We start from the raw sequence: 22,256 nt of genomic DNA, 5'->3' as shown, positions 1-22,256 counted from the left end.
TGAGGTATCTACCCCCCCGATGAGGAGGATGGTCAGCCCTTCATGGGGATGTGCAGGCCGATCTGCTCCGCGTGCTCGCGGGCCGTGTCGTAGCCGGCGTCCGCGTGGCGGAACACGCCCATGGCGGGGTCGTTCCAGAGCACCCGGGCCAGGCAGCGATCCGCGCGTTCCGTGCCGTCCGCCACGATGACCACGCCGGCATGCTGGCTGTAGCCCATGCCCACGCCGCCGCCGTGGTGGATGCTCACCCAGGAGGCGCCTCCGGCGGCGCTGGTGAGGGCGTTGAGGAAGGCCCAGTCGGAGACGGCGTCGGAGCCGTCCTTCATGCCCTCCGTCTCGCGGTTGGGGCTGGCCACGGAGCCGCTGTCCAGGTGGTCGCGGCCGATGACGATGGGGGCCTTGACCTTCCCGGTGCGGACCAGCTCGTTGAATTTCAGCCCCGCCAGGTGGCGCTCGCCCGCGCCGATCCAGCAGATGCGGGCCGGCAGGCCCTGGAAGGCGATCTTCTCCCGGGCGGCCTTGAGCCAGCGGATCATGCCCTCGTTCTCGGGGAAGAGCTCCATCATGGCGGCGTCGGTGACGGCGATGTCCTCGGGGTCGCCGCTGAGGGCGGCCCAGCGGAAGGGGCCGATGCCCTTGCAGAACAGGGGCCGGATGAAGGCCGGCACGAAGCCCGGGAAGGCGAAGGCGTTCTCCAGGCCCGCGCGCTGGGCCTGGGCGCGGATGTTGTTGCCGTAGTCGAAGGTGACGGCGCCGCGGCGCTGGAACTCGATCATGGCCTCCACGTGGGTGCGCATGGAGGCGAGGGCCCGCTCCACGTAGGCGTGGGGCTGGGCCTCACGCATCGCCGCGGCCTGTTCCAGGGACAGGCCGGCGGGGATGTAGCCGTTGTACTCGTCGTGGGCGCTGGTCTGGTCGGTGACGAGGTCGGGCTGGAAGCCCCGCTTCAGGATCTCCGGCAGCACCTCGGCGGCGTTCCCCAGCAGGCCGATGCTGCGGGCCTCCTTGGCGTCCACGTACTGGCGCACCAGGGCGAGGGCCGTGTCCAGGCTGTCGGTCCACTCGTCCAGGTAGCGGGTCTGCAGGCGCTTCTCGATGCGGGTGCGGTCGACCTCGACGCAGAGGGCCACCCCGCCGTTCATGGTGACGGACAGGGGCTGGGCGCCGCCCATGCCGCCCAGGCCGGCGGTAAGGGTCCATGTGCCGGCGAGGGTGCCGTGGAAGTGCTGGCGGGCGGCCTCGGCGAAGGTCTCGTAGGTGCCCTGGACGATGCCCTGGCTGCCGATGTAGATCCAGCTGCCGGCGGTCATCTGGCCGTACATCATCAGGCCCTTCTGGTCGAGCTCCCGGAAGTGCTCCCAGGTGGCCCACTTCGGCACCAGGTTGGAGTTGGCGATGAGGACGCGGGGGGCTTCGGGATGGGTCTTCACCACGCCCACGGGCTTCCCGCTCTGCACCAGCAGCGTCTCGTCATCGTTGAGATGCTTCAGCTCCTTCACGATGGCGTGGAAGCAGTCCCAGTTCCGGGCGGCCTTGCCCAGGCCGCCGTAGACCACCAGGTCCTCGGGCCGCTCCGCCACCTCGGGATCGAGGTTGTTCATGAGCATCCGCAGGGCGGCCTCCTGCACCCAGCCCTTGCAGTGCAGGTGCGTGCCGCGGGGGGCGGACAGGACGGGGGAATCGGTGGCGATGGTCATGGGGGACTCCCGTGAAGCCCCCCAGTTTCCCACGGCTTCCTGGCGACGGCGATCAAGACCGGCGGAGGGCGTCCAGGGCCCGCGCCAGGTCGGCCCGCATGGCGGCCGGGCTGGCGGCCCGGTGGAGGCTGCCGTGGCCCGGGAGCACCCAGCTGAACGCGAAGGCCAACAGCCGTTCCAGGCTGTCGAGCTGCTGCGGCCAGGAGTGCCAGGCGTAGGCACGGGAGGCGGAGAGCCGGCCCTTCTCCGGGTTCCACCAGAGGTGGTCGCCCGTGAACAGCCGGTCCCGGTGGAGCAGGCATTGGCTCCCCGCCGTGTGGCCCGGCGTGGGGATGAGCAGGAGATCCGCGGCCAGGGGCACCGGTTCGTCGCCGTCCACATAGTGTTCGAGCCCGGGCAGGCCATCGGCCCGGTGCATGACCCGCTCGCAGCCGAAGCGGTCGCGGTAGGCCTGGTGGTCCGCCACGTCGTCCCGGTGGCTGAGCACCAGGTAACGCACGCCGCCCAGGGCCTCGATCCGCTCCATCAGCGGACCGGCGGCCCGGGGGCAGTCCACCAGGACGTTGCCCTCGGGGCGGAGGATCAGGTAGCTCCAGGCCCCGAAGCTCTTCTCGCTGGTGTAGCCGCAGAAGAGGAGATCGTCGGCCAGGGGATGCGGGAAGGCCCGGGAGGCCTCGGCCAGGCGTCCTTTGTCCGAGGTGCCGATGGAGCCGACCGGGCAGGCCACCAGGGCCATGGCGGCGCGGAGCCGGGCCTCGGGCGTCCCGGGCTGGCGGTGCACCCGGGCGTGGTCCCCGCCGTCGGCGAAGGTTTCCGGGGCGAACTGGTAGCAGGTGCCGCAGTCGATGCAGGTGCGGTCGACGAAGAAGGGGCCGGGGGCGTTGTCGGGGTGGGCGTCGGCGCGGCGGGCCATGGACCTACTGGTTGACCAGTCCCATCATGGCCGCGGGATAGCGGGGCCCGGCCGCGGCCCCGGGCGGGAACAGGCGGTCGATCTCCGCGAGGTCGGCGGGGGCGAGGGCGAGGTCCAGGGCCCCGAGGTTCTCCTCCAGCCGGTTGCGCCGCTTGGTGCCGGGGATGGGGGCGAGGTGGCTCCCCTGGGCCAGCACCCAGGCCAGGGCCAGCTGGGCGGGGGTGCAGCCCCGGGCCCCTGCCAGGGCCTCGATGTGGGCCACGAGGTCGAGGTTCTTCTGGAAATTGTCGCCCTGGAACCGCGGGGAGTTCCGGCGGTAGTCGTCGGGCTCGAAGTCCTCGAAGCGCTTGATCTGTCCCGTCAGGAAGCCGCGGCCCAGCGGACTGTAGGGCACGAAGCCCACGCCTAGGTCCGCGCAGGCGGGCAGGAGGGTCTCCTCCGGATCCCGCGTCCAGAGCGAATACTCGGACTGCACGGCGCTGATGGGATGGACGGCGTGGGCCCGGCGCAGGGTGTCGGCGCTCACCTCGGAGAGGCCGAGGAACCGCACCTTGCCGGCCTTCACGAGGTCGGCCATGGCGCCCACGGTCTCCTCGATGGGCACCTGGGGATCCTTGCGATGCTGGTAGTAGAGGTCGATGACCTCCACGCCCAGGCGGCGGAGGCTGCCCTCGCAGGCGCTGCGCACGTACTCGGGACGCCCGCAGACGCCGCGGACGGTGGGGTCGTTGGGATCGCGGACGATGCCGAACTTGGTGGCGATGACCACCTGGTCCCGCACGTCGGCCAGGCACTGGCCCACCAGCCGCTCATTGGTGTGGGGGCCGTACATGTCGGCGGTGTCGAAGAAGGTGACGCCGCGTTCCACGGCCCGGCGGATCGTGGCGGCGGATTCCGCCTCGTCCCGGCCCCCGTAGAAATCGGACATGCCCATGCACCCGAGGCCGAGGGCCGAGACCGTCAATCCCTGGGTTCCGAGCTGGCGCATCTGCATGGAAGCCTCCCGGGCGTTGAGTATGGTCCCATCCCGGAAAATCCACCACGAAGACGCGACGACCACGAAGCGGATGGAGCGTCTTCGTGGTCTTCACGTCTTGGTGGCCTGGGCTTGAATCAGCGGTGCTCGATGACGTCCTGCGCCGCGTAGCGGACCTTGGCGAGGCTGGCGTACTTGTCGTCCGCCGCGCGGTAGCCCGCGGGGCAGGCGGCCAGGGTGCGGTAGCCGGTGCCCTTGAGGCCCAGGATCTCGTCGTACTTGGCGGGCTCCAGGCCCTCGATGGGGCAGGTGTCGATGCCCAGGAGGGCCGCGGCGGTCATGAAGTTGCCGAAGGCGAGGTAGACCTGCCGGGCCGCCCACTCGCCGATGACGGCGTGGCGCGGCCCGTTCACGAGGTCGCCCATCATGTAGCCCTTGTAGCCGGCGAGGCTCTCGGGGGCGACGCCGCGGACTTCGGCGGTGCGGGCCACGAACCGGTCGAGGTCGGCCTCGGTGATGTCCTCCTTGCCGAGAAACACCACCAGGTGGCTGCAGTCCTCGATCTGGGACTGGTTCCAGGAGGCGGGCCGGAGCTTCGCCTTGAGGACGGGGTCGGTGATCACCAGGAACTTCCAGGGCTGCAGGCCGTAGCTGGAAGGGGTCAGGATCAGGGCCTGCTCGAGGGTGGCCCAGTCGGCGGCGGGGATCTTCTTCGCCGGGTCGAAGCGCTTGGTGGCGTAGCGCCACTGCAGGGCGTCCAGGAGGGAGGTCGGGGTGGTGGTGGTCACGGATTCCTCAGAGAAGGGAGTCGGGGTGGATCAGAGGGCCTGCTGGATGAAGGTCTCGAGCTGGGCCTTGGGGAGGGCGCCGATGACCTTGTCCACGGGCTGGCCGTCCTTCATGAGCAGGAGGGTGGGCATGCTGAGGATGTCGTAGGCCTCCGAGGTCTTCGGATTGTCGTCCACATTGACGCGGAAGAAGGCCACACGACCCTTGAACTGTTCGGCCAGCTGGTCCACCAGCGGTGAGACCTCGCGGCAGGGGGCGCACCAGGCGGCCCAGAAGTCGACGAGCGAGATCCCCTTGGCCACGGAGCCGGCGAAATCGGCGTCGTTGAGGGGCTTGACGAGTTCGGACATGGACGGTTCCTCCGGAGATGACCAGGATTCCAGGGTAGCCGCCGGACGTCCCATTCCTGTCATGGATGATGCTTTCAGGCGCCCTTGGCCCATCGCTGGGCGGATCGGGCCACCCGGTGGCCCAGGGCCTCGGCACCGAGCCTATCCTGCTCGTTCGGCTCCACTTCGGGGGGGACCTGCCCGGCCTGGGCCATGACGCCGCTGAAGCTGCCCAGGCGGTTGGTGCCCTGGTCGTTCTGGGGCAGATCGACCATGCCGATCCACACCATGCCGTGCTGCATGGCGAAGATCATCAGGGATTGGAGCGTGTTCAGCTTGTCGCCGCTGGGGCTGCCGCTGATGGTGAAGCCGGCGGCGAGCTTGTCCTTCCATTTCCGCTCGTACCAGGCCTTCGAGCTGGCATCCATGAACACCTTGAAGGGACCGCTGACATTGCCCATGTAGGTGGGGCTGCCGAAGACGATGGCGTCGGCGGCCTCCAGGTCGGCCCAGCGGCCCTCGGCCTCCTCGACCGGGATGAGCTGCGCCTGCGTGTCGGCGACCTGTTCGGCCCCGGCCTTGACCCGCTCGGCCAGCACCTTCGTGTGGCCGTATCCGCTGTGGAAGACGATGGCGATCCTGGACATCTGGGCTTTCCTCCGGGGGCTTGCGCTCTGGCAGCCTGTGGCACAATGGTTGGGTGCTTACGAACGAAAAGAAAGTAGGCACCTTCTTGGAAGGTAGGCACCCCATGGTTAGCAAGGCGTGTTCTCTGCACCCCAACGTCCTCAGCGCCCAGTGCCCGACCCGCCAGGTGCTGGATCTCATCGCCGACAAGTGGACGACCCTGGTGATCTACCTGCTGGCCCGGGGGCGGCAGCGCTACGGGGACCTGCACCGCCAGATCGGCGGCATCAGCCAGAAGATGCTCACCCAGACCCTCCGCAAGCTGGAGCGGGACGGACTCGTGGCGCGCCATGTGTACCCCGAGGTGCCGCCCCGCACCGAGTACGAGCTGACGGTCCTGGGCCATACGCTCATCGAGCCCATGGGTGCCCTCTGCACCTGGGCGGAGGGGCACCTCGCGGAGCTGGAGCAGGCCCGCAGGCGCTACGACCACCTCCAGAAGAAGGCCAGCCTCAGCGCCTGAACCGGGCGAGGTCCTCCGGTCGGTCCAGGTCCCGCGCACCCTCCGGGAAGGGCAGGCCGATGGCGCCTTCCCGCAGCAGGATGGCCTTGGCGCCCCGGTCTCCGCGCAGGTCCATGAGGTCGGGCAGAAGGTGGGCGGGAAAGATCGCGGGGATGCCGAGGGATTCCCCATAGGCACAGGCGGCGGGGCGGCCGCCGGAGGCCCGGAACAGCGCCAGGAGGTCGCGCAGGAGGCCCGGGTCCACGGCGGGCTGGTCCACCGCGAGGAGCAGCACGGCCTCGACGCCCTCCGGCAACGCCGCCAGTCCCGCGCGGATGGAGCTCGCCATGCCCTCGTCGGCCTGCGGATTCGGGACCACGAGGACCTCCAGATCCTCCAGGTCCGGAGCCCAGGGGCCCACCACGGCCACCACCGGCGTGCAGCCGGCGGCCAGGGCCGTGCGGGCCGCCCGGCGCAGCAGCGTCTCGCCGTCCACCACCAGGAGGGCCTTGGGGCCGCCCATGCGACGGCCGGACCCGGCGGCGAGGACGACGGCGGCGACGCTCACGGGGTCGCCACGGGGGTGAGCTGGCCGCGGAGGGACGCGGCGCTCCGTCCCGCCAGGGCCGCCTGGACCTCCGCAAGGATGGCCAGGGCGATGGTCTCCGGATCCTGGGCCCCCAGGTCCAGGCCCACGGGGGTGTGGAACCGGGAATCCGGGCGGATTCCTTCCGACGCCAGCTCCGCCAGTAGCTTCGCGCCCCGGGACCGGCTCCCCATCAGCCCCAGGTACCCGGCGCCGGAGGGCAGCAAGTGGCGGAGGGCCTCCAGGTCCTTGAGGTAGTGGTGGGTCATGAGCACCACGGCGCTGCGGTCATCCAGGGGCAGGCCCGGAATCGTGGCGGTCGGGTGCCCCGCGAGCACCGCATCGGCCTCCGGGAACCGCTCCGGCCGGGCGAAGGCCGGGCGGTGATCCACCAGGCCCACGGTCCAGCCCAGCTCCTTCGCCAGGCGGACCAGGGGGCGGCTGTCGTCCCCGGCCCCGAGGATCCACAGGGCGATGGGAGCCACGAAATCTTCGAAGCATTCCTCGCGCCGGCCAGGCGCGGATGCGCCTGGGTAACCCGGAATGCTGCGCATTCCGAGCTTTTCCTGCGACAGGTCCGTGCGGATCCGCAGGCCCTTCCGATTGGACCAGGCTTCCTCGATCCAGGCCATCCAGGCGGGGAAGCCGGTGACCGGCTCCACCAGGATGTCGAGCATCCCTTCGCAGCCGCTGCCGCTGCCCCAGACCAGGTCGGCATCGCCGCGGAGGTCGTACCGCACCAGCCGGGGTCTCCCGGAGGCCAGGACGTCCTGCCCCCGGGCCAGGATCTCGCCCTCCAGGCAGCCGCCGCTCAGGGAACCCCGCAGGAGGCTCCTCCCGTCAGTCAGCAGGCGCGCCCCGGGCCGCCGGTAGCTGGCGCCGTCCACGCCCACCAGGGTGGCCAGGGCGAAGGGCCCCGGCCCCCGGCGGACGATCCGGAGGATGTCCTGGAGTTCTTTCGTCATGGGCTAGGCCAGGTCGGCGGGCGTGATGGGCAGCCGCCGCAGGCGCTTGCCGGTGGCGGCGAAGGCCGCGTTCAGGATGGCGGGGATGGTGACGGGCACGGGCGGCTCGCCCATGCCCGAGGGCGCCTCGCCGCTGGCGACGGTGTGGACCTCCACCTGGGGCATCTCGGGGAGGCGCAGCACGGGGAACGTGTCGAAGTTCTCCTGGATGGCGCGGCCCTTCTCGAAGGTGATCTGGGAGAAGAGGGCCGAGACGGCCCAGGCGACGCCCCCCTCCACCTGACCCGCGAGGCCCTCGGGGTTGAGGACGAGGCCGCAGTCCACGGCCGTCACCACCCGGTGCACCCGGAGGCTGCCCTTCTCGACGGAGACCTCGGCCACCGCGGCGAGGTAGGTGCGGCGGTCGTAGGCGTGGCAGGCGAGCCCCAGGCCGTGGCCCTTCGGCAGCGCCCGTCCCCAGCCGGCCTTCTCGGCCGCCAACTCCAGGACCTTCCGGAGGCGGGCGATGTCCAGCTCCTCCTCGCCCAGTTTCACCTTGCCCCGCTTCCCGAGCAGGTCGAGCCGGAAGGCCAGGGGATCTCTGCCGGCGGCGTGGGCCACTTCGTCGAGGAAACACTCCCGGGCGAAGACATTGGGGACGATCTCGATGGCCCGCCACCACCCGAGGGGGACGGGGACTTCCACCTCGGCGTAGGAGATGTCGAGGGCCGGCAGGTCGTAGGGGAGATCCCAGGCGCCGTTGGCCTCCGTCTCCGCCTGGCCTGGCGACTTCTTGCCCCCCAGCCAGGAGCGCAGCACGGCGCCACCGGCGATGCGGTGGGACCAGGCGGCGAGGCTCCCCCGACCATCCAGGCCGGCCTTCAGGCGATGGAGGGTGGCGGGGTGGAACTGGTCGTGGCGGATGTCGTCCGTGCGGTCCCAGACCACCTGGACCGGGCCCCCGCCTGCGGCCTTGGCCACCTGCGCGGCCTCCGTGCTGAAGTCCGTGCCCGATCGCCGGCCGAAGCCGCCGCCGAGCAGGGCCACGTTCACCTTCACCTGGTCCGGCTTCAGCCCCACGGCCGCGGCGGCCCGCTCCTGGGCGGTGTTGGGGTTCTGGGTGCCCATCCAGAGTTCCGCCCCATCCGGACGGACCAGGGCCGTGGCATTCATGGGCTCCATGGTCGTGTGGGCCTGGAAGGGGAAGGCGTATTCGGCTTCGACCACCCGGGCGGCGGCGGCGAGGGCCGGCACGATGGCCCCCGTGCTCCGGGCGGTGTCGGCGGGGCCGTCGAGGGCGGCCCGCATCCGGGTCTCCAGGTCCTTCGAGTTGAAGTCCTTGTTCGGTCCCTCGTCCCAGGTCACCGTGGCGGCAAGGGCGTCACGCCCCTTGAAGGCGGGCCAGGTGCCGTCGGCCACCACGGCCAGGCCTGTGGGCACCGGCACCACGGCCTTCACGCCGCGCACGGCCAGGGCCTTCGAGGCATCCCAGGCCTTCGGCGTGCCCCCGACCACGGGGCACCGGAGCACGGCGGCGAAGCGCTGGCCGGGACGGCGCGTATCCAGGCCGAACAGGGCCTTCCCGACGACGATCTTCGGCCCGTCCACCCGGCGGGTGGGACGGCCCAGCAGGCGGAATTCCCCCGGGGCCTTCAGCTTCGGGGCCTTCGGCACCGGCAGCTTCGCGGCGGCCTCGGCCAGCTGCCCGTAGCTTGCCTTCTTCCCCCCGGGCCCATTCACGAAGCCGTTCTCCGTCCGGCACTGGCCGGGGGAGATCCCCCAGGCCTGGGCGGCGGCGGCCACGAGCATCTCCCGGGCCGCGGCGCCGGCGGTGCGGAGGGTGATCCAGGTGGTGCTGACGCTGGTGCTGCCGCCGGTGCCCAGGTGCCGGAAATCGGGGCCCGGCATGGCCTGGACCAGTTCCACGCGGGACCAGTCCAGGTCCAGTTCCTCGGCGATCACCAGGGGCAGGCTGGTGCGCACCCCCTGGCCCATCTCGGATTTCGGGACGGTGAGGACGGCCATGCCGTCGGGGCGGATGGCGAGGTAGGCGTTGGGCTGGAAGGTCCGCGTGGCGGCCTCGCCGGGACGGGGCTTGGCCTCGAGGTGCAGGCCGAGGACGAGGCCGGCTCCGGTCGCGCCGGTGACCTTGATGAAATCGCGGCGGCTGGTCATTTCGCACCTCCTTCCGCGGCCCGGTGGATGGCCTTGCGGATCCTCGGGTAGGTGCCGCAGCGGCAGATGTGGTCGCCGATGACCTCGTCGATCTGTCCGTCCGTGGGGTGGGGGTGGGCCGAGAGGAGCGCCGTGGCGCTCATGAGCATGCCGGGCTGGCAGTAGCCGCACTGGGCCACGTCCTCCTCGATCCAGGCCCGCTGGACGGGATGGGAGCCGTCCTTCGACAGGCCCTCGATGGTGACGATGGAAGCTCCGGCCGCCTCCTTGGCGGGCACCTGGCAGGACCGGACGGCCTTGCCGTCCAGGTGGACCGTGCAGGATCCGCAGATGCCCTGGCCGCACCCGAACTTGGTGCCGGTGAGGCCGAGGGTGTCCCGGAGGACCCAGAGCAGGGGGGTGTCGGCGTCCACGTCCACGGACCGGCGCCGACCGTTCACGGTGATCTGGAAGGCAGGCATGACGACTCCTTCAAAGACAGCGTGGGGGGCCTCCACCCTACGCCCAGGTGGGTCCGGTCGCAACGGCTGTCCTTGGCATCCCTCTCGCCCTTCCCAGGGGATGTGTCGGGAGTTTGTCGTGATGCGACGCGGGTGGTTGTGCTTGGCAATGATGGCGGGGCTGGGACTCTTCGCCCAGGACGCCCCCCGGCCCGGTCCCCCGCCGAGTCCGGCGGAGAAGGAGCTGCAGGCCCCCCTGAACCTGGAGGACGGAAAACCGACGCAGGGTCAGCGGTCGGACGCCGGGCCTTCGGGGCTGCGGACCTTCGGATCCCTGGTGCTGGTCCTGGGGCTCGCGGGCGCCAGCCTGTGGGCTCTCAAGAAGTACGGCCGTGGCCGGCTCCCGGGCAGCGGCGGCGGCAAGCTCAAGGTGGATGAGACCTTGGCCCTGGGCGACCGGCGCTACGTCTCCATCCTGGATGTGGAGGGTGAGCGGTTCCTCATCGCCCTGGCCCCCCAGGGGATCAGCCTCCTGGCCCGCCTGGATGGGCTGGAGCGGGCCCAGGAGGGCGCCGCCTTCGAGCGAACCCTGGTCGCCCAGCAGGTGGACCTGGGGCGGCCGGTCCCCGTGAAGGAGATGGAGGCCCTCCTCAAGCAGTCCGGGGGTGGCCAGTGACGCGCGTCCTGCGGTGGCTGCCCGTGGTCCTGCTGCTGCTGGCGGGGGCCCATCTCTGTGCCCAGCCGGCGGCCCCCCTGCCGTCCGTGACCGTGGATTTCGGGAAGACCCCCTCGGGCCCGGCCCTGAGCAACAGCCTGCAGGCCGTGCTGCTGCTGACGGTGCTCACCCTGGCGCCCACCATTCTCATGACGGCCACCAGCTTCACCCGCATCGTCGTGGTGATGCACTTCCTCCGGCAGGGCCTGGGCACCCAGCAGACGCCTTCCAACCAGGTGCTCATCAGCCTCTCGCTGGTGCTCACCTTCTTCGTCATGGCGCCCACGGCCCGGGAGATCAACACGACGGTGCTCCAGCCGCTCCAGCGCAACGAGCTGACGGTGGACCAGGCGATGGACCGCACGGCGGCGCCGCTGAAAGTGTTCATGCTGCGCTACACCCGGAAGAAGGATCTGTCCCTCTTCCTGGGCATCGCCAAGGCCCCGGCGCCCAAGACGAAGGCCGACGTGCCCATGGAGTGCCTGCTGCCGGCCTTCCTCATCAGCGAGCTGAAGACCGCCTTCGAGATCGGCTTCATGATCTTCCTGCCCTTCCTGGTGGTGGACATGGTGGTCGCCAGCATCCTGCTCAGCATGGGCATGATGATGCTGCCGCCCGTGGTCATCAGCCTCCCCTTCAAGATCCTGCTCTTCGTGCTCGTGGACGGCTGGTATCTCATCGTGGGCTCCCTGGTGCGGGGGTACACGGGATGAGCCGGAAGAACGGAGTGCGCCCATGAACGAGCTGATCATCGCTCAGATCGGGAAAGAGGCCCTCAAGACCGCCCTCCTTGTGGCTGGCCCCGCGCTGCTGGTGTCGCTGGTGGTGGGGTTGCTGATCTCCATCTTCCAGGTGGTGACGAGCCTGCAGGACCAGACCATCGCCTTCGTGCCGAAGATCGTGGCGGTGATGGTCGTGGTGGCCCTGGCCTTCCCGTGGATGGTCCACGTCCTGGTGGCCTTCACCACCCACATGTTCACGGACTTCAATTCCGTCATCCGGCAGATGCCGTAGGTCCGGCATGACGCCCACCCTGTCGAACCTGGCGGTATGGGCCTTCACGGCCGACCGGGTCGTGCTCTGGATGCTGGTGCTCACGCGGGTCACGGGCCTGCTGGCGGCCTTCCCCGTGCTGGGGGCCGACCAGCTTCCGCTCCAGCTGCGTGCGGCCCTGGCGGCGGTGCTGGCCACCATCCTCGTGCCGGTGGTGCCTGTCCCCGCGACGCTGCCCTCAGGCGTCCCGGCCCTGATCGCCCTCATGGCCTCGGAACTGGCCGTGGGCCTCCTGCTGGGCACGGTGGTGGCCTGGATCATCGAGGCCGTGGCCTTCGCCGGCGCCCTGATGGACACGCAGATGGGCTTCTCCTTCGTGCAGTTCCTGGATCCCGCCACGGCCCAGACCACCTCGGTGTCGGGCTCCTTCCTGGTGCAGATGGCCTCGGTGCTGATCTTCGTGATGGGCCTCCACCACCAGATGATCCTGGCCCTGGTGGACAGCTACCGGGTGGCGCCCATGGGCCAGGGCGTGCCGCTCCAGGCCATGGGCCTGGTCCTCCTGCTGGGGCAGCTCCTGGCCAAGGGCTTCCAGCTGGCCTTCCCCGTGCTGGCGGTGCTCTTCCTCGTGGACCTGATCCTCGGCATTTCCGGGAAGTTCATGCCCCAGCTCCAGCTGCTGCAGCTGAGCTTCCCGCTCAAGATCGCCCTCGGGATGATCATCCTCGGGCTCCTGCTCCGGGAGCTGGCACCGTGGCTGGTACCGCTGTTCGAACGGGCCCCCCGCATCGCCCTCCGGCTGCTGGGCTAGGGGCGGCTGGGCCATGGCCAACGAACCCGATCGCACGGAGAAGGCGACCCCCAAACGCAGGCAGAAGGCCCGGGAGGAGGGCTCGGTTCCCCGCAGCCCCGATTTCGATGCGGCCATCCTCCTCTGGGGCAACCTGTTCCTCTTCCTGGGCCTCGGCAGTGCCACCGTGGCCCTGCTCGGCCAGCAGGTGGCCTACTTCCTGGGGAAGGCGCTGCCCGGCGCGCTGGCGGAGGGGAACCGCCTCACGCTGCTCCGGGACGTCCTCCAGATCCTCGCGCGGGTCGTGCTGCCGTTCCTGGCCCTGAACCTCGGGGTGGCCCTCGCCGCCGGCTTCGCCCAGCGGGGCTTCAGCTTCAGCGCCAAGCCCCTGGGGCCGAAGTTCGATCGGCTCAATCCGGCCCAGGGGTTCAAGCGGATCTTCTCCGCCCGGGCGGCCATGGACCTGCTCAAGAGCTTGCTGAAATTCACCCTTCTCGCCTGGGTGGCCTACGCCGTGCTGGCGCCCCGCGTGCCGGATCTGCTGGGCACCCTCAAACTGCCCCTGGGCCAGGCGCTGGACATCTTCCAGGCCACCCTCTTCGCCCTCTACCGCGATGTCCTGATCGCCATGTTCCTGCTGGCCCTGGCGGACTTCGCCTGGCAGCGCCACAGCTGGGAGAAGAGCATCCGCATGACCAAGCAGGAGGTGAAGGACGAGTTCAAGGATGCGGAGGGCAACCCCGAGGTGAAGCGGCAGCAGAAGTCCATCATGATGGCCGCGGCCCGGAAGCGCATGCTGGCCGAGGTGCCCAAGGCCACGGTGGTGGTGACCAACCCGACCCACGTGGCCGTGGCCCTCCGGTACGACGACAAGACTGCCGCCCCTGTCTGCGTGGCCAAGGGCCTGGACCACCTCGCCCTGAAGATCCGCGAGAGGGCCCGCGAGGCCGGCGTCCCCACCCTGGAACGCCCTGAGCTGGCCCGGGCCCTCTACCGTACGGTCCAGGTGGACAAGGCCATCCCCCGGGACCTCTACCAGGCCGTGGCCCAGGTGCTCGCCTTCGTGTACCGGCTGCGGGGGGCCGCCTGAACCCCCCCAGGGCTCCAGGGCCGGGCACAATGATCCGAAAGAGTGGTGACAACCTTCCCGTGGGGCCCCTTCCTTGACCCGACCCATCGTCCCTCCCCAGATGCCTTCCCCGAGCCTCCTGCTGGTGGACGATGACCCCATGCCCCGGGAGACGCTCTCCACGCTGCTCCAGGGCGAGGGGTTCCAGGTGACCACGGCCGCCACGGGCGAGGCCGCCGAGAAGATCCTCAAGGAGGCGCACCCCCCCTTCGACCTCGTCATCACCGACCTGGTGATGCCGGGCAAGTCGGGGATGGATGTCCTCAAGATGGCCCTCAAGATGAATCCGAGCTGCACGGTGCTGGTGCTCACCGGCTTCGGGAGCGTGCGCGAGGCCACGGAGGCCATGGAGATCGGGGCCTTCGACTTCGTCACCAAGCCCATGCAGATCGATCAGTTCCGGAACACCCTGCGGCGCCTGATGGAGCGCCGGACCCTGGCCCACGAGCGGGACGAGCTGCGGGCCCGGGTGAAGGAGCTCACGGAACGGGCGGAGCGCCTGGAGACCACCCTGGGACGGATGGAGATCCTGGCGAACCAGATCACGCCGGCGAGCCCCGCGCAGGCCCCGGCGGCGGACCCCCTGGCGGACCTGGAGCGCATGGCCACCCTCAAGGCCAAGGGCCTGCTCTCGGACGAGGAGTTCGAGCAGGCGAAGAAGAGCCTCCTCTCGCGGTGGCTGACATGAGCTGGCCCGGACATCCGGGGGCACTGGCGGTCCTCCTGGCGCTGGCAGCCGCGCCGGCCCGGCCCGCGGAACCCCCGCGGGCGGGCCTGCCCCAGGGGCGCATGACCGATGCCCAGGCCGCGGAACTGGCCAGGGGCGCGCTCTCGGCCCAGGATCCGGCCTCCATCCGGGCGGTGCTCGCGCGATTGCGGAGCCACGCCTTCCGGTCCAGCAAGGCGCCCGAGCGGGAAGGGGTCCTCTACGCCCAGGGGGTGCTGGAGGCCCGGCTCGGCAACCTGGGCGGGGCCGCCGTATCGCTCCGGAAGCTCGAGAAGCAGTGGCCGCGGTCCCCCTATACGGCCGAAGCCCAGGTCATCCTGGCCCAGGATGCCGTCGCCCAGAACCGGTATCCCGAAGCCGAGACCCGCCTCCACCGCGCCCTGGCCGCGGAGATCCCCGCCGAACAGAAGCGGAGGGCCCAGGAGCTGATGCTCTGGACCCTGGTCCAGCAGGGCCGGCCCCTGGAGGGACTGCCCATCGTGCAGGCCCTCCAGCCCATGGCGGCCCAGGAGAAGCCCTCCGAGCGGGGGCTGGCTGCCATGGCCGAGGTGCTGTGCGCCGCCGGCGAGCGGGAGCAGGCCGAGGGGGTGCGGAAGTCGCTGACCGATGCCTATCCCGCCAGCCCCCTCCTCCCGAGGGTGGAGCTGGCGTACGGCCAGCTCCTCGGGCGGTCCGGGGCCGCCAAGGACTCGGCCGAGGTCCTGCAAAGGCTCATCCGGGACCACCCGAGGGCCCCCGAGGCGGATGACGCGCGGCTGGCCCTGGCGAACCTCCTCACCGACGGCAGCCTGCCCAATGGCAAGGATCTGCCCACCGCCGAGTCCCTGCTGGCCGAGATCCGCAAGGGCGGGAAGGGCCTGCCCAAGGGGCGGGCCCAGCTGGTGGAGCTCCGGCTGCTGGCCTCGAAAGCCATGTGGGAGGATGCCCTCGATCTGGTGGATCGGATGGAGCCGGTCTGGCGCCGGGGGCAGCCTGAGGTGCAGACCCTGTGGAAGCGGGCCTGGGGTGCCTGGGTGGACCAGCGTCTCGAGAAGGGCTATGCCGGCGAGCTGCTGGCGCGGCTCAAGCCCGGCGCCTTCGGGGCCCTGGACCCGAAGCAGCGGCGGGGCGTGGTGGAACTGCTGGCCGCCCAGGGGCTGCTGGCCACATTGCCGGACCTGCTGCCGGAGGCCCCGGCGAAGGAGCGAGCCGCCCTCCGCAAGGCGGCGCTGGCGAAGGCCGATCCCGAGGCCCAGTCCCTGGCGGTCCTGCGCCTCCTCCCGGCCTCGGGAGGGACCCCGGACGAAGCGCTGCAGCGGGCCCAGGCCGAGGCGGCACGGGGGGACTGGGCGCGGCTCCGCGCTTCCCTGACCCGAGTGCGGCCCGGAGCCGAGCGGGTGGGCCTCGTGACGCAGCTCCTCCAGCGGCCCCTGGCCCCGGGGGAGACCCAGGCCCAGCGCCTGAAGGAGGCCGAGGGCTGGCTGGCCCATGCGCCCGAGAAGGAGGCGGCCCGGGAACCCCTGTCGATCCTGGTGGCCGACCTCCGCTTCCAGTCTGGAGACACCCGTGGGGCCCTGGCCCTCTATCCCCTGAAGCCCGCCACGGCCCAGCGGGGCTGGGTGGCCCTCATGCGGGCCCAGGCGCTGCTCCGACTGGGCCAGACCGAGGCGGCCCGGGCGCAGATCCTCCAGGCCCGCGACGAGTCGGGGTTCAAGGGACAGCGGGATGCACTGGCCAAGGCGCTCCACGCCTACTGAGCCTCCGCGCTAAGCTGGGGCGGTCCTCCGGGAGTTCCGCATGCGCCGCGCCCTCGTCTGCCTCCTGTCCCTCGCCGCCGTGGCCCTGTTCGCGGCCCCGAAACCACGGGTGAAGCTCACCACCTCCATGGGCGTGATCGTGCTCGAGCTGGAACCCCAGGCGGCGCCGAAGACCGTGGAGAACTTCCTGAAGTACGTCCGGAAGGGCCAGTACAAGGGCACGATCTTCCACCGCGTGATCCCGGGCTTCATGATCCAGGGTGGCGGCTACGTGGACTACCTGGGGAAGAAGCGGACCGAGGCGCCCATCCCCAACGAGGCGGACCGTTCCAAGGCCGCGGGACTCCTGAACCACCGCGGCACCCTGGCCATGGCCCGCACGGGGGATCCCGACAGCGCCACCGCCGAGTTCTACATCAACCTGGTGAACAACCCCTCCCTCGACTTCAAGAGCAGGAAGGATGGCAACACCTGGGGCTACTGCGTCTTCGGCAAGGTGGTGCAGGGCATGGACGTGGTGGACCGCATCGCCCACGTGAAGATCAGCCACGCCCGGAGCGATTTCCCGGCCCTGCCCGCGAAGCCGGTGCTGATCCAGGACGCCACGATCCAGTAGGGTCCTACCTGGAGGGTTCCAGCAGCGTGCCGACGGCGTGTCCGTCCGGGGCCTGGCCCCAGCGGATGCCCAGCCACTGCGCCACCGTCGGGGCCACGTCCCAGGCGGGGACGTCGGCCAGGGGGCCCCGGCCGTCGCCCAGCACCACGAGCCAGGCCCGCATGGCGGCGACCTCCGGCACGTAGGCGTGGGCTCCGGCTCGGCCGTGGCGTTCGGTCGCGGCCTCGCGGGCGGTACGGGCCTGGGAGAGCCAGGTGCCCTCGGGCGCCAGCACCACGAGGTCGCCCACGCGGGCGCTCCCCCCCAGGTGGTAGCGGGCGGGCACCTCGGCGCGGGGCCACACCGTGAGGCCGGCCTTCCGCAGACGGGCCGCGGCGCGCGGCGCATCCGCCGGCCGCTGGAGGTAGACGTAGGCGCTGCCGCCGTGGGTGATCAGCTCCACCGGGAGGCCCTCCAGCACCTCCGGCAGGGAGATGCGGTGGCGCATGGGCGCCATGCCGTGGTCCGCGGTGAGGAGGACGCGCAGACCGGGATGTTCGGCCCTCAGCCGCGTGAGCCAGGGGGCCAGCTCATCATCCAGCTGCTTCAGCTTGGCCTTCACCTCCGCGCTGCCGGGACCGTGCAGGTGGCCCTCCTCATCGGTGCCGGAGAGGTAGGCCATCACCAACTTCGCGCCGTCCGCCAGGGCCGACTCGCACCAGGCCATGCCCTCGGTGTCGGGGTGGCCCAGGCGGAAGGCCTGCATGCGCCAGGGGGAGACGCCCTGCCAGGGGCCGGTGGCTCCCACCCAGTGGTACACCGCCGTGCGCACGCCGCTGCGGGTGGCGGCCACCCAGAGGGGCTCCCGCTGAATGTCCTCCACGCGGGAGGCGGCCCGGACCAGGTGGTGGTCCGAGGGCTCGACGTAGGCATTGGCCACCACGCCGTGGTGCTCGGGCCAGCAGCCCGTGGCCAGGGTCACGTGGCCGTTGAAGGTCGTGGCGGGGAAGGGGGGCAGCACGGCGCCGCGGCGGCCCGCTTCCGCGAGGGCCCACATCCGCGGCATGGTGTCCGGCCGGAACTCGTCGGCGCCCAGGCCATCCTCGCTGATGACGAGCACCGGCCCGGGTTCCGCCACGGGAGGCTGGGCCGCGGGGATCCGGACCTGGGCCAGCAGGAGGGAGGCGAGAAGGACGACGGTGCGCATCGCCCCAGGGTACCCTGGATCCATGGACACCCCGCGCTGGCCCTACCCGCTGCTCCGCCTCAAGCCCGGCAAGGAGGCCCTGCTCTCCAAGCGGCACCCCTGGATCTACAGTGGGGCCCAGGCGGCCCCGGCCCAGGCGCCCGTGGTGCGCGTGGCGGACGATTCAGGGAGCGTGCTGGGCGTGGGCACCGCCAGCGCCACGAACCCCCTGGCGGCGCGGATCTTCCGCTTCGACGACGGCCCCCTGGACCAGGCCTTCTTCCGCGCCCGCTTCGAATCGGCCCTGGCCCTGCGGAAGACCCTGGACCTCTGGGATCCCCAGGGCGGCTGCCGCTGGGTCTTCGGCGAGGGCGATGGCCTGCCGGGCCTGGTGGTGGACCGCTACGCCCACGCCCTGGTGATCCAGGTGGGGACGGCGGGCCTGGAGGCCCTGCGGGATGCCTGGTGGCCCGTGCTGTGGGAGATCGCGAAGCGCGAGGGCCTCACGGCCTTCGTGGAGCGCAGCCAGTCCGGCCGCCGCGAGGAGGGGCTGGACCCCGTGAACCGCCTGCTGAAGGGCAGCCTGGCGGGACCCGTGACGGTGCATGAGGGCGCGGCGAAGCTCAGCGTGGACCTGCTGCGCGGCCAGAAGACGGGCTTCTTCCTGGACCAGCGGGCCCACCGGCTGCAGGTGGGGTCCCACGCCGAGGGCTGCCGGGTGCTCAACGCCTTCGGCTACACCGGCGGCTTCAGCATCCACGCCGGCCTGGGCGGCGCGACCGAAGTGGCCACGCTCGACATCAGCGCCCCGGCCCTGGACCAGGCCGAGCGCGACTGGGCCGCCAACGGCCTGGATCCCGCCGCCCACCTGCGCCTGGAGGGCGATGCCTTCGAGCTGATGCGGCAGCTGGAACCGGGTGCCTGGGACCGCGTCATCGTGGACCCGCCGGCCTTCGCCAAGCAGCGCAAGGACGTGGACAAGGCTTTCAAGGCCTACAAGGATGTCTTCCGCCTCGGCGCCCGCGCCACCGCCCCCGGCGGCCTGCTGTGGGTCTTCTCCTGCAGCCAGCACCTGGACCGCGCCCGCTTCCAGGAGGCCGTCTGGACCGCCCTCCTCGAGGCCGGCCGGGAAGCCCGCGTCCTCGCCCACCTGGGCCAGCCCGCGGACCATCCCTATGCGCTCAACCACCCCGAGGGGTTCTACCTCAAGGGGCTGTGGCTGGGACTGGATTAGCTATGGTTTGTGGCTTTTCCGGGTTACAGGTTTCAATATTTGACTTTTGTAACTTGTTGCCTATCCTCTCCTGTGTGTTCGTGTCAGCACAGGAAAGGAGCAATTCCCATGAGTGAAGCCAAGCTCGGCGGCCGGTTCGTCTTCCCCGCGACGTCATTGACGGTCCAACGGATAGGCTACGGCGCGATGCAATTGGCCGGCCCCGGCGTGTGGGGGCCGCCCAAGAACCCGGACGGCGCCATCTCCGTCCTCCGCGAGGCCGTCGCGGCTGGCGTGAACCATATCGACACGGCCGACTTCTACGGCCCGCACGTTACCAATAGGATCATCCGGAAGGCCCTTCATCCGTACCCAGAGGGACTGGTGATCGTCACCAAGCTTGGAGCCCGCCGGCCGTCTGACAAGTCGTGGCAGCCAGCCATCTCCCCCGAAGACCTGACCGCCGCCGTCCATGACAACCTCCGCAACCTGGGCCTGGACGCGCTCGACATCGTCAACTACCGCGCGATGGGATCGGTCCACGGCCCCAAGGAGGGATCGATCGCCAAACAGGTGGAGGTGCTGGCCGACCTCCGGCGCAAGGGACTGATCCGCCACATCGGCCTGAGCAACGTCACGGCCGCCCAGATCGCCGAGGCACAGGCGATCACCGACATCGTATGCGTGCAGAACAACTACAACCTGGCCTGCCGCCACGACGACGCCCTGATCGACGACCTGGCCCGGCAGGGGATCCCGTACGTGCCATTCTTCCCGCTCGGCGGGTTCACGCCGCTGCAGTCGTCCACACTGTCGGATGTCGCGACCCGGCTCGGGGCCACGCCGATGCAGGTGGCGCTTGCGTGGCTGCTGCACCGGTCTCCCAACATCCTGTTGATCCCTGGCACCTCGTCGGTTGTCCACCTCCGCGAGAACTTGGCCGCCGGGCAGTTGAAGCTGTCGCCGGCAACCCTGGCGGAGTTGGATGGCATCGACTCTCCGCCAGTGGCGGGGGGGCACTGATGGAGGCAGGTTCTCTGCTCCCCGCTCCAGGATTTCCGGGAGTGGGAGCCCACGTGTCGAGAGGCTCCCATGCCCCCCGCTGATGCCCCGCTCACCCGCGAGCAGATCCTGGTCGCGGCCGAGGACGTCCTCCGCCGCTTCGGCCCGGCCAAGGCGACCGTGGTGGACGTGGCCCGAGCCCTGGGCGTGAGCCATGCGGCCGTCTACCGGCACGTGGCGAACAAGGCCGAACTGAGGGATCTGATCATCGGCCGGTGGTTGGAAGGAATCATGGCCCCGTTACGAGCCATCGCCGCTCGGCCAGGCCCGGCCCCACAGCGGTTGCGGCAGCTCTTCGACGCGCTGATCTCCGTCAAGCGCCGCCGGGCCGCCGACGACCCGGAACTGCTCGCCGCCTACCGGACGCTGGTGGGCGGCGCCAAGTCCGCGGTCGCCACCCACGTGGACGAGTTGGTTGGGCTGACCGCGATGGTCATCCGCGCCGGCGTGGAGGAAGGCACGTTCCGCAAGGTCGACCCCGTGGCCGCCGGCCGGGCAGTGCTGTCCGCCACGTCACGGTTCCACCACCCGGCCCACGCGGCCGAGTGGGCCGATCCGGCCATCGACACGGCGTACAACGACGTGTGGCAGCTGATGATGGACGGGCTGTGCGCCGGGCAGCGTTCCGGTTAGCCCAGCCGCTCCACGGCTTCGTCCACGCCCCTGGCGCTGAGGGCGCCGAGGTTCAGGTCCAGCAGGTGGCTCAGCTTCACGTTGCCCATGGCGCCGAGCATGGAGGCCTTGAGACGGGGGATGCTGGGCTCCATGGCGGCGATGAGCTCCTTCACCTGCTTGCGGCGGCTCTCCAGGCTTGAGCAGCCGCAGAGGGGACAGCCGCAGGGCACGATGGGGAAACCGCGCAGCCAGGCGTAGCGCTGCAGGTCCTTCTCCTCGCAGGTGCCCAGGGGCCGGATGACGGTGTTGGCGCCGTCGTCGCTCACCAGGCGCAGGGGCATGGTGCTGAGGCGCCCCTCGAAGAAAAGGTTGATGAGCAGCGTCTCCAGCAGGTCGTCCAGGTGGTGGCCCAGGGCGATCTTCGAGTGGCCGTGCTGCTTGGCGAAGGAGTAGAGCACGCCCCGCCGCAACCGCGAGCAGATGATGCAGGGCAGCTCTTCCGGCTTGGTGCGCACCATCTTGTCGATGGGCGCCGGGATGATGTGGTGCGGCACGCCCAGGCGCTCGCAGGTCTCGGCGATGGGATCGGGGTTGAACTGGGGGAAGCCGGGATCCACCGTGACGGCCTCCACGGCGAAGGTCACCGGGGCCCGCTTGCGCAGGCGCTCCAGGATGTCCAGCAGGGCCCATGAATCTTTGCCGCCGCTCACGGCCACGAGAATGCGGTCGCCATCCTCGATCAGCCTGTAGGCGGCATTGGTCTCGCCCACGCGACGGGCGAGCTTCCGCTCCAGCCGGGGCAGCGCCTGGAGGTCAGCCTCGGTCGGGGGCAGGGCCAGGCTGGGAAGGGCGCAGGGGTTGCTCACGCGTAACCATCTAGGAAAGGGCATCGAAGGAGGGCTTCGCCCGACTTCGAGGCGGGGGTTCCAAGGGGGGACGCAGAGGCCCGCAGGGCCGGGCGGTCCCCCTTGGACAGCATTAACTCACATGACGCCGCAGGCTCGGCGCTCGCCCCGCGTGATCTGGCCCTGGACGTCCTTCACGTACTCCGGGCAGGTGCAGTCCGGGCAGGTGTTGCTGTCCGTCTCGGAGCAGAGGTCCGCGAAGGTGACCTTCTCCATGAAGGCGGAGATGTGGTCGGACAGCCGGTTCCAGAGCATGCGGCTCATCTTCTCGTCGGCCATCAGGACCCGATTCGCGCTCTGGGGATCCTCCTTGGCGGCGGCATAGAAGCTGCTGTCCGTGAGGCGCAGCACCTCGCCCACGCTGACCTGGTTGCAGGGGCGCGTGAGGATGTAGCCACCCTTGGGGCCGCGCACGCTGGCCACGATGCCGGCCTTCTTGAGCTTGTTGAAGATCTGCTCCAGGAAGGGCAGGGAGAGCTTCTGGCGTTCGGCGATGACGTGGAGGGGGACCGGCTGGCCGTGGCTGTGGTGGGCCAGGTCGAACAGGGCCTGCATGCTGTACCTGCCTCGGGCCGAGATCTTCACGGGACAACTCCAGGCTCAGCCTAGTAT

Annotated in this window: 25 protein-coding genes; 12 read left to right on the top strand and 13 right to left on the bottom strand. The window is 70.6% G+C overall.

The annotated features are described in order from the left end of the window. Positions 1–32: 32 nt before the first annotated feature. The 6 genes from hutU to QSJ33_RS03645 form a co-directional block, all read right to left on the bottom strand. Positions 33–1,697, bottom strand: coding sequence for a urocanate hydratase (gene hutU / locus QSJ33_RS03670; RefSeq protein ID WP_285723028.1), 1,665 nt, complete (start codon positions 1,695–1,697; stop codon positions 33–35). Positions 1,698–1,749: 52 nt separating this feature from the next. After that, the gene (locus tag QSJ33_RS03665; protein WP_285723026.1) at positions 1,750–2,610 is read right to left on the bottom strand and encodes an MBL fold metallo-hydrolase; all 861 of its coding nucleotides are present in this window, start codon (positions 2,608–2,610) and stop codon (positions 1,750–1,752) included. A 4-nt stretch (positions 2,611–2,614) separates the two neighbouring features. Beyond that, positions 2,615–3,604: an aldo/keto reductase gene (locus tag QSJ33_RS03660; RefSeq protein WP_285723024.1), complete on the bottom strand. Its 990-nt coding sequence runs from the start codon at positions 3,602–3,604 to the stop codon at positions 2,615–2,617. A gap of 119 nt (positions 3,605–3,723) precedes the next feature. Next, a complete protein-coding gene (locus QSJ33_RS03655) occupies positions 3,724–4,374 on the bottom strand; it encodes an NAD(P)H-dependent oxidoreductase (RefSeq protein WP_285723022.1) in 651 nt (216 codons plus the stop codon). A 30-nt stretch (positions 4,375–4,404) separates the two neighbouring features. After that, positions 4,405–4,725 (bottom strand): thioredoxin, encoded by a 321-nt coding sequence (gene trxA / locus QSJ33_RS03650; RefSeq protein ID WP_285723020.1) that lies wholly within the window; start codon positions 4,723–4,725, stop codon positions 4,405–4,407. A gap of 74 nt (positions 4,726–4,799) precedes the next feature. Further along, entirely contained in the window at positions 4,800–5,351 is a 552-nt protein-coding gene (locus tag QSJ33_RS03645) for a flavodoxin family protein (RefSeq protein ID WP_285723018.1), read from the bottom strand. Between the two features lie 104 nt (positions 5,352–5,455). Between QSJ33_RS03645 and QSJ33_RS03640 the strand changes: the two genes are divergently transcribed. Beyond that, entirely contained in the window at positions 5,456–5,854 is a 399-nt protein-coding gene (locus QSJ33_RS03640; protein WP_285723017.1) for a winged helix-turn-helix transcriptional regulator, read from the top strand. Here the strand turns inward: QSJ33_RS03640 and QSJ33_RS03635 are convergent. From QSJ33_RS03635 to QSJ33_RS03620, 4 genes are read right to left on the bottom strand one after another with little or no spacing between them, the layout of a single operon-like run. Beyond that, positions 5,844–6,401, bottom strand: a complete 558-nt coding sequence (locus QSJ33_RS03635; RefSeq protein WP_285723014.1) for a nucleotidyltransferase family protein — start codon at positions 6,399–6,401, stop codon at positions 5,844–5,846. The genes QSJ33_RS03640 and QSJ33_RS03635 overlap by 11 nt on opposite strands. Next, positions 6,398–7,384, bottom strand: coding sequence for an XdhC family protein (locus QSJ33_RS03630; protein ID WP_285723012.1), 987 nt, complete (start codon positions 7,382–7,384; stop codon positions 6,398–6,400). Before QSJ33_RS03630 ends, QSJ33_RS03635 begins: the two co-directional genes overlap by 4 nt. 3 nt (positions 7,385–7,387) lie before the next feature. Continuing rightward, positions 7,388–9,538 (bottom strand): xanthine dehydrogenase family protein molybdopterin-binding subunit, encoded by a 2,151-nt coding sequence (locus QSJ33_RS03625; RefSeq protein ID WP_285723010.1) that lies wholly within the window; start codon positions 9,536–9,538, stop codon positions 7,388–7,390. Beyond that, a complete protein-coding gene (locus tag QSJ33_RS03620) occupies positions 9,535–9,999 on the bottom strand; it encodes a (2Fe-2S)-binding protein (protein WP_285723008.1) in 465 nt (154 codons plus the stop codon). Before QSJ33_RS03620 ends, QSJ33_RS03625 begins: the two co-directional genes overlap by 4 nt. A gap of 148 nt (positions 10,000–10,147) precedes the next feature. Between QSJ33_RS03620 and QSJ33_RS03615 the strand changes: the two genes are divergently transcribed. The 8 genes from QSJ33_RS03615 (at position 10,148) to QSJ33_RS03580 (ending at position 16,684) form a co-directional block, all read left to right on the top strand. Continuing rightward, on the top strand, positions 10,148–10,654 hold the full coding sequence (locus tag QSJ33_RS03615) for a FliO/MopB family protein (protein ID WP_285723414.1): 507 nt from the start codon (positions 10,148–10,150) through the stop codon (positions 10,652–10,654). Then, complete coding sequence (gene fliP, locus QSJ33_RS03610; protein ID WP_285723006.1) at positions 10,651–11,406, top strand: flagellar type III secretion system pore protein FliP; 756 nt, start codon at positions 10,651–10,653, stop codon at positions 11,404–11,406. Before QSJ33_RS03615 ends, fliP begins: the two co-directional genes overlap by 4 nt. A gap of 22 nt (positions 11,407–11,428) precedes the next feature. Next, positions 11,429–11,707: a flagellar biosynthesis protein FliQ gene (gene fliQ, locus QSJ33_RS03605; protein ID WP_285723005.1), complete on the top strand. Its 279-nt coding sequence runs from the start codon at positions 11,429–11,431 to the stop codon at positions 11,705–11,707. A gap of 7 nt (positions 11,708–11,714) precedes the next feature. Continuing rightward, complete coding sequence (locus QSJ33_RS03600) at positions 11,715–12,497, top strand: flagellar biosynthetic protein FliR (protein ID WP_285723004.1); 783 nt, start codon at positions 11,715–11,717, stop codon at positions 12,495–12,497. Between the two features lie 13 nt (positions 12,498–12,510). Then, entirely contained in the window at positions 12,511–13,566 is a 1,056-nt protein-coding gene (gene flhB / locus QSJ33_RS03595; RefSeq protein WP_285723003.1) for a flagellar biosynthesis protein FlhB, read from the top strand. A 73-nt stretch (positions 13,567–13,639) separates the two neighbouring features. Beyond that, a complete protein-coding gene (locus QSJ33_RS03590) occupies positions 13,640–14,293 on the top strand; it encodes a response regulator (RefSeq protein WP_285723001.1) in 654 nt (217 codons plus the stop codon). Continuing rightward, entirely contained in the window at positions 14,290–16,068 is a 1,779-nt protein-coding gene (locus QSJ33_RS03585) for a tetratricopeptide repeat protein (protein WP_285723000.1), read from the top strand. The genes QSJ33_RS03590 and QSJ33_RS03585 overlap by 4 nt, the downstream gene beginning before the upstream one ends. 40 nt (positions 16,069–16,108) lie before the next feature. Beyond that, a complete protein-coding gene (locus tag QSJ33_RS03580) occupies positions 16,109–16,684 on the top strand; it encodes a peptidylprolyl isomerase (protein WP_285722997.1) in 576 nt (191 codons plus the stop codon). A 4-nt stretch (positions 16,685–16,688) separates the two neighbouring features. Here QSJ33_RS03580 and QSJ33_RS03575 read toward each other — a convergent pair whose 3' ends face one another. Then, positions 16,689–17,870 carry an alkaline phosphatase family protein gene (locus QSJ33_RS03575; protein ID WP_285722995.1) on the bottom strand — a complete coding sequence of 394 codons (1,182 nt, stop codon included), beginning with the start codon at positions 17,868–17,870 and terminating at the stop codon, positions 16,689–16,691. 22 nt (positions 17,871–17,892) lie between these two features. Here QSJ33_RS03575 and QSJ33_RS03570 point away from each other — a divergent pair, with 22 nt between their 5' ends. The 3 genes from QSJ33_RS03570 to QSJ33_RS03560 all read left to right on the top strand — a co-directional run bounded on the left by QSJ33_RS03570 (position 17,893) and on the right by QSJ33_RS03560 (position 20,757). Continuing rightward, on the top strand, positions 17,893–19,083 hold the full coding sequence (locus QSJ33_RS03570) for a class I SAM-dependent rRNA methyltransferase (protein WP_285722994.1): 1,191 nt from the start codon (positions 17,893–17,895) through the stop codon (positions 19,081–19,083). Positions 19,084–19,191: 108 nt separating this feature from the next. Next, the gene (locus QSJ33_RS03565) at positions 19,192–20,085 is read left to right on the top strand and encodes an aldo/keto reductase family oxidoreductase (protein WP_285722992.1); all 894 of its coding nucleotides are present in this window, start codon (positions 19,192–19,194) and stop codon (positions 20,083–20,085) included. Positions 20,086–20,154: 69 nt separating this feature from the next. After that, positions 20,155–20,757 (top strand): TetR family transcriptional regulator, encoded by a 603-nt coding sequence (locus QSJ33_RS03560; protein WP_285722990.1) that lies wholly within the window; start codon positions 20,155–20,157, stop codon positions 20,755–20,757. Here the strand turns inward: QSJ33_RS03560 and ttcA are convergent. Further along, positions 20,754–21,605: a tRNA 2-thiocytidine(32) synthetase TtcA gene (ttcA, locus tag QSJ33_RS03555; protein ID WP_285722987.1), complete on the bottom strand. Its 852-nt coding sequence runs from the start codon at positions 21,603–21,605 to the stop codon at positions 20,754–20,756. The genes QSJ33_RS03560 and ttcA overlap by 4 nt on opposite strands. Positions 21,606–21,722: 117 nt before the next feature. Further along, a complete protein-coding gene (locus QSJ33_RS03550) occupies positions 21,723–22,229 on the bottom strand; it encodes an Rrf2 family transcriptional regulator (RefSeq protein WP_285722985.1) in 507 nt (168 codons plus the stop codon). Positions 22,230–22,256 lie beyond the last annotated feature (27 nt).

The sequence above is a fragment of the Geothrix rubra genome (genome assembly GCF_030268065.1).
GTDB lineage: Bacteria > Acidobacteriota > Holophagae > Holophagales > Holophagaceae > Geothrix > Geothrix rubra.
The sequence above is the reverse complement of the archived record's forward strand: the minus strand, read 5'-3'. Positions and strand labels throughout refer to the sequence as shown.

Bases quoted from the DNA above. Each gene is read 5' to 3' on its own strand.
- hutU (WP_285723028.1), bottom strand. From the start codon at position 1,697: ATGACCATCGCCACCGATTCCCCCGTCCTGTCCGCCCCCCGCGGCACG.
- QSJ33_RS03665 (WP_285723026.1), bottom strand. From the start codon at position 2,610: ATGGCCCGCCGCGCCGACGCCCACCCCGACAACGCCCCCGGCCCCTTC.
- QSJ33_RS03660 (WP_285723024.1), bottom strand. From the start codon at position 3,604: ATGCAGATGCGCCAGCTCGGAACCCAGGGATTGACGGTCTCGGCCCTC.
- trxA (WP_285723020.1), bottom strand. From the start codon at position 4,725: ATGTCCGAACTCGTCAAGCCCCTCAACGACGCCGATTTCGCCGGCTCC.
- QSJ33_RS03645 (WP_285723018.1), bottom strand. From the start codon at position 5,351: ATGTCCAGGATCGCCATCGTCTTCCACAGCGGATACGGCCACACGAAG.
- QSJ33_RS03640 (WP_285723017.1), top strand. From the start codon at position 5,456: ATGGTTAGCAAGGCGTGTTCTCTGCACCCCAACGTCCTCAGCGCCCAG.
- QSJ33_RS03630 (WP_285723012.1), bottom strand. From the start codon at position 7,384: ATGACGAAAGAACTCCAGGACATCCTCCGGATCGTCCGCCGGGGGCCG.
- QSJ33_RS03625 (WP_285723010.1), bottom strand. From the start codon at position 9,538: ATGACCAGCCGCCGCGATTTCATCAAGGTCACCGGCGCGACCGGAGCC.
- QSJ33_RS03620 (WP_285723008.1), bottom strand. From the start codon at position 9,999: ATGCCTGCCTTCCAGATCACCGTGAACGGTCGGCGCCGGTCCGTGGAC.
- QSJ33_RS03615 (WP_285723414.1), top strand. From the start codon at position 10,148: ATGATGGCGGGGCTGGGACTCTTCGCCCAGGACGCCCCCCGGCCCGGT.
- fliQ (WP_285723005.1), top strand. From the start codon at position 11,429: ATGAACGAGCTGATCATCGCTCAGATCGGGAAAGAGGCCCTCAAGACC.
- QSJ33_RS03600 (WP_285723004.1), top strand. From the start codon at position 11,715: ATGACGCCCACCCTGTCGAACCTGGCGGTATGGGCCTTCACGGCCGAC.
- flhB (WP_285723003.1), top strand. From the start codon at position 12,511: ATGGCCAACGAACCCGATCGCACGGAGAAGGCGACCCCCAAACGCAGG.
- QSJ33_RS03585 (WP_285723000.1), top strand. From the start codon at position 14,290: ATGAGCTGGCCCGGACATCCGGGGGCACTGGCGGTCCTCCTGGCGCTG.
- QSJ33_RS03580 (WP_285722997.1), top strand. From the start codon at position 16,109: ATGCGCCGCGCCCTCGTCTGCCTCCTGTCCCTCGCCGCCGTGGCCCTG.
- QSJ33_RS03575 (WP_285722995.1), bottom strand. From the start codon at position 17,870: ATGCGCACCGTCGTCCTTCTCGCCTCCCTCCTGCTGGCCCAGGTCCGG.
- QSJ33_RS03570 (WP_285722994.1), top strand. From the start codon at position 17,893: ATGGACACCCCGCGCTGGCCCTACCCGCTGCTCCGCCTCAAGCCCGGC.
- QSJ33_RS03565 (WP_285722992.1), top strand. From the start codon at position 19,192: ATGAGTGAAGCCAAGCTCGGCGGCCGGTTCGTCTTCCCCGCGACGTCA.
- QSJ33_RS03560 (WP_285722990.1), top strand. From the start codon at position 20,155: ATGCCCCCCGCTGATGCCCCGCTCACCCGCGAGCAGATCCTGGTCGCG.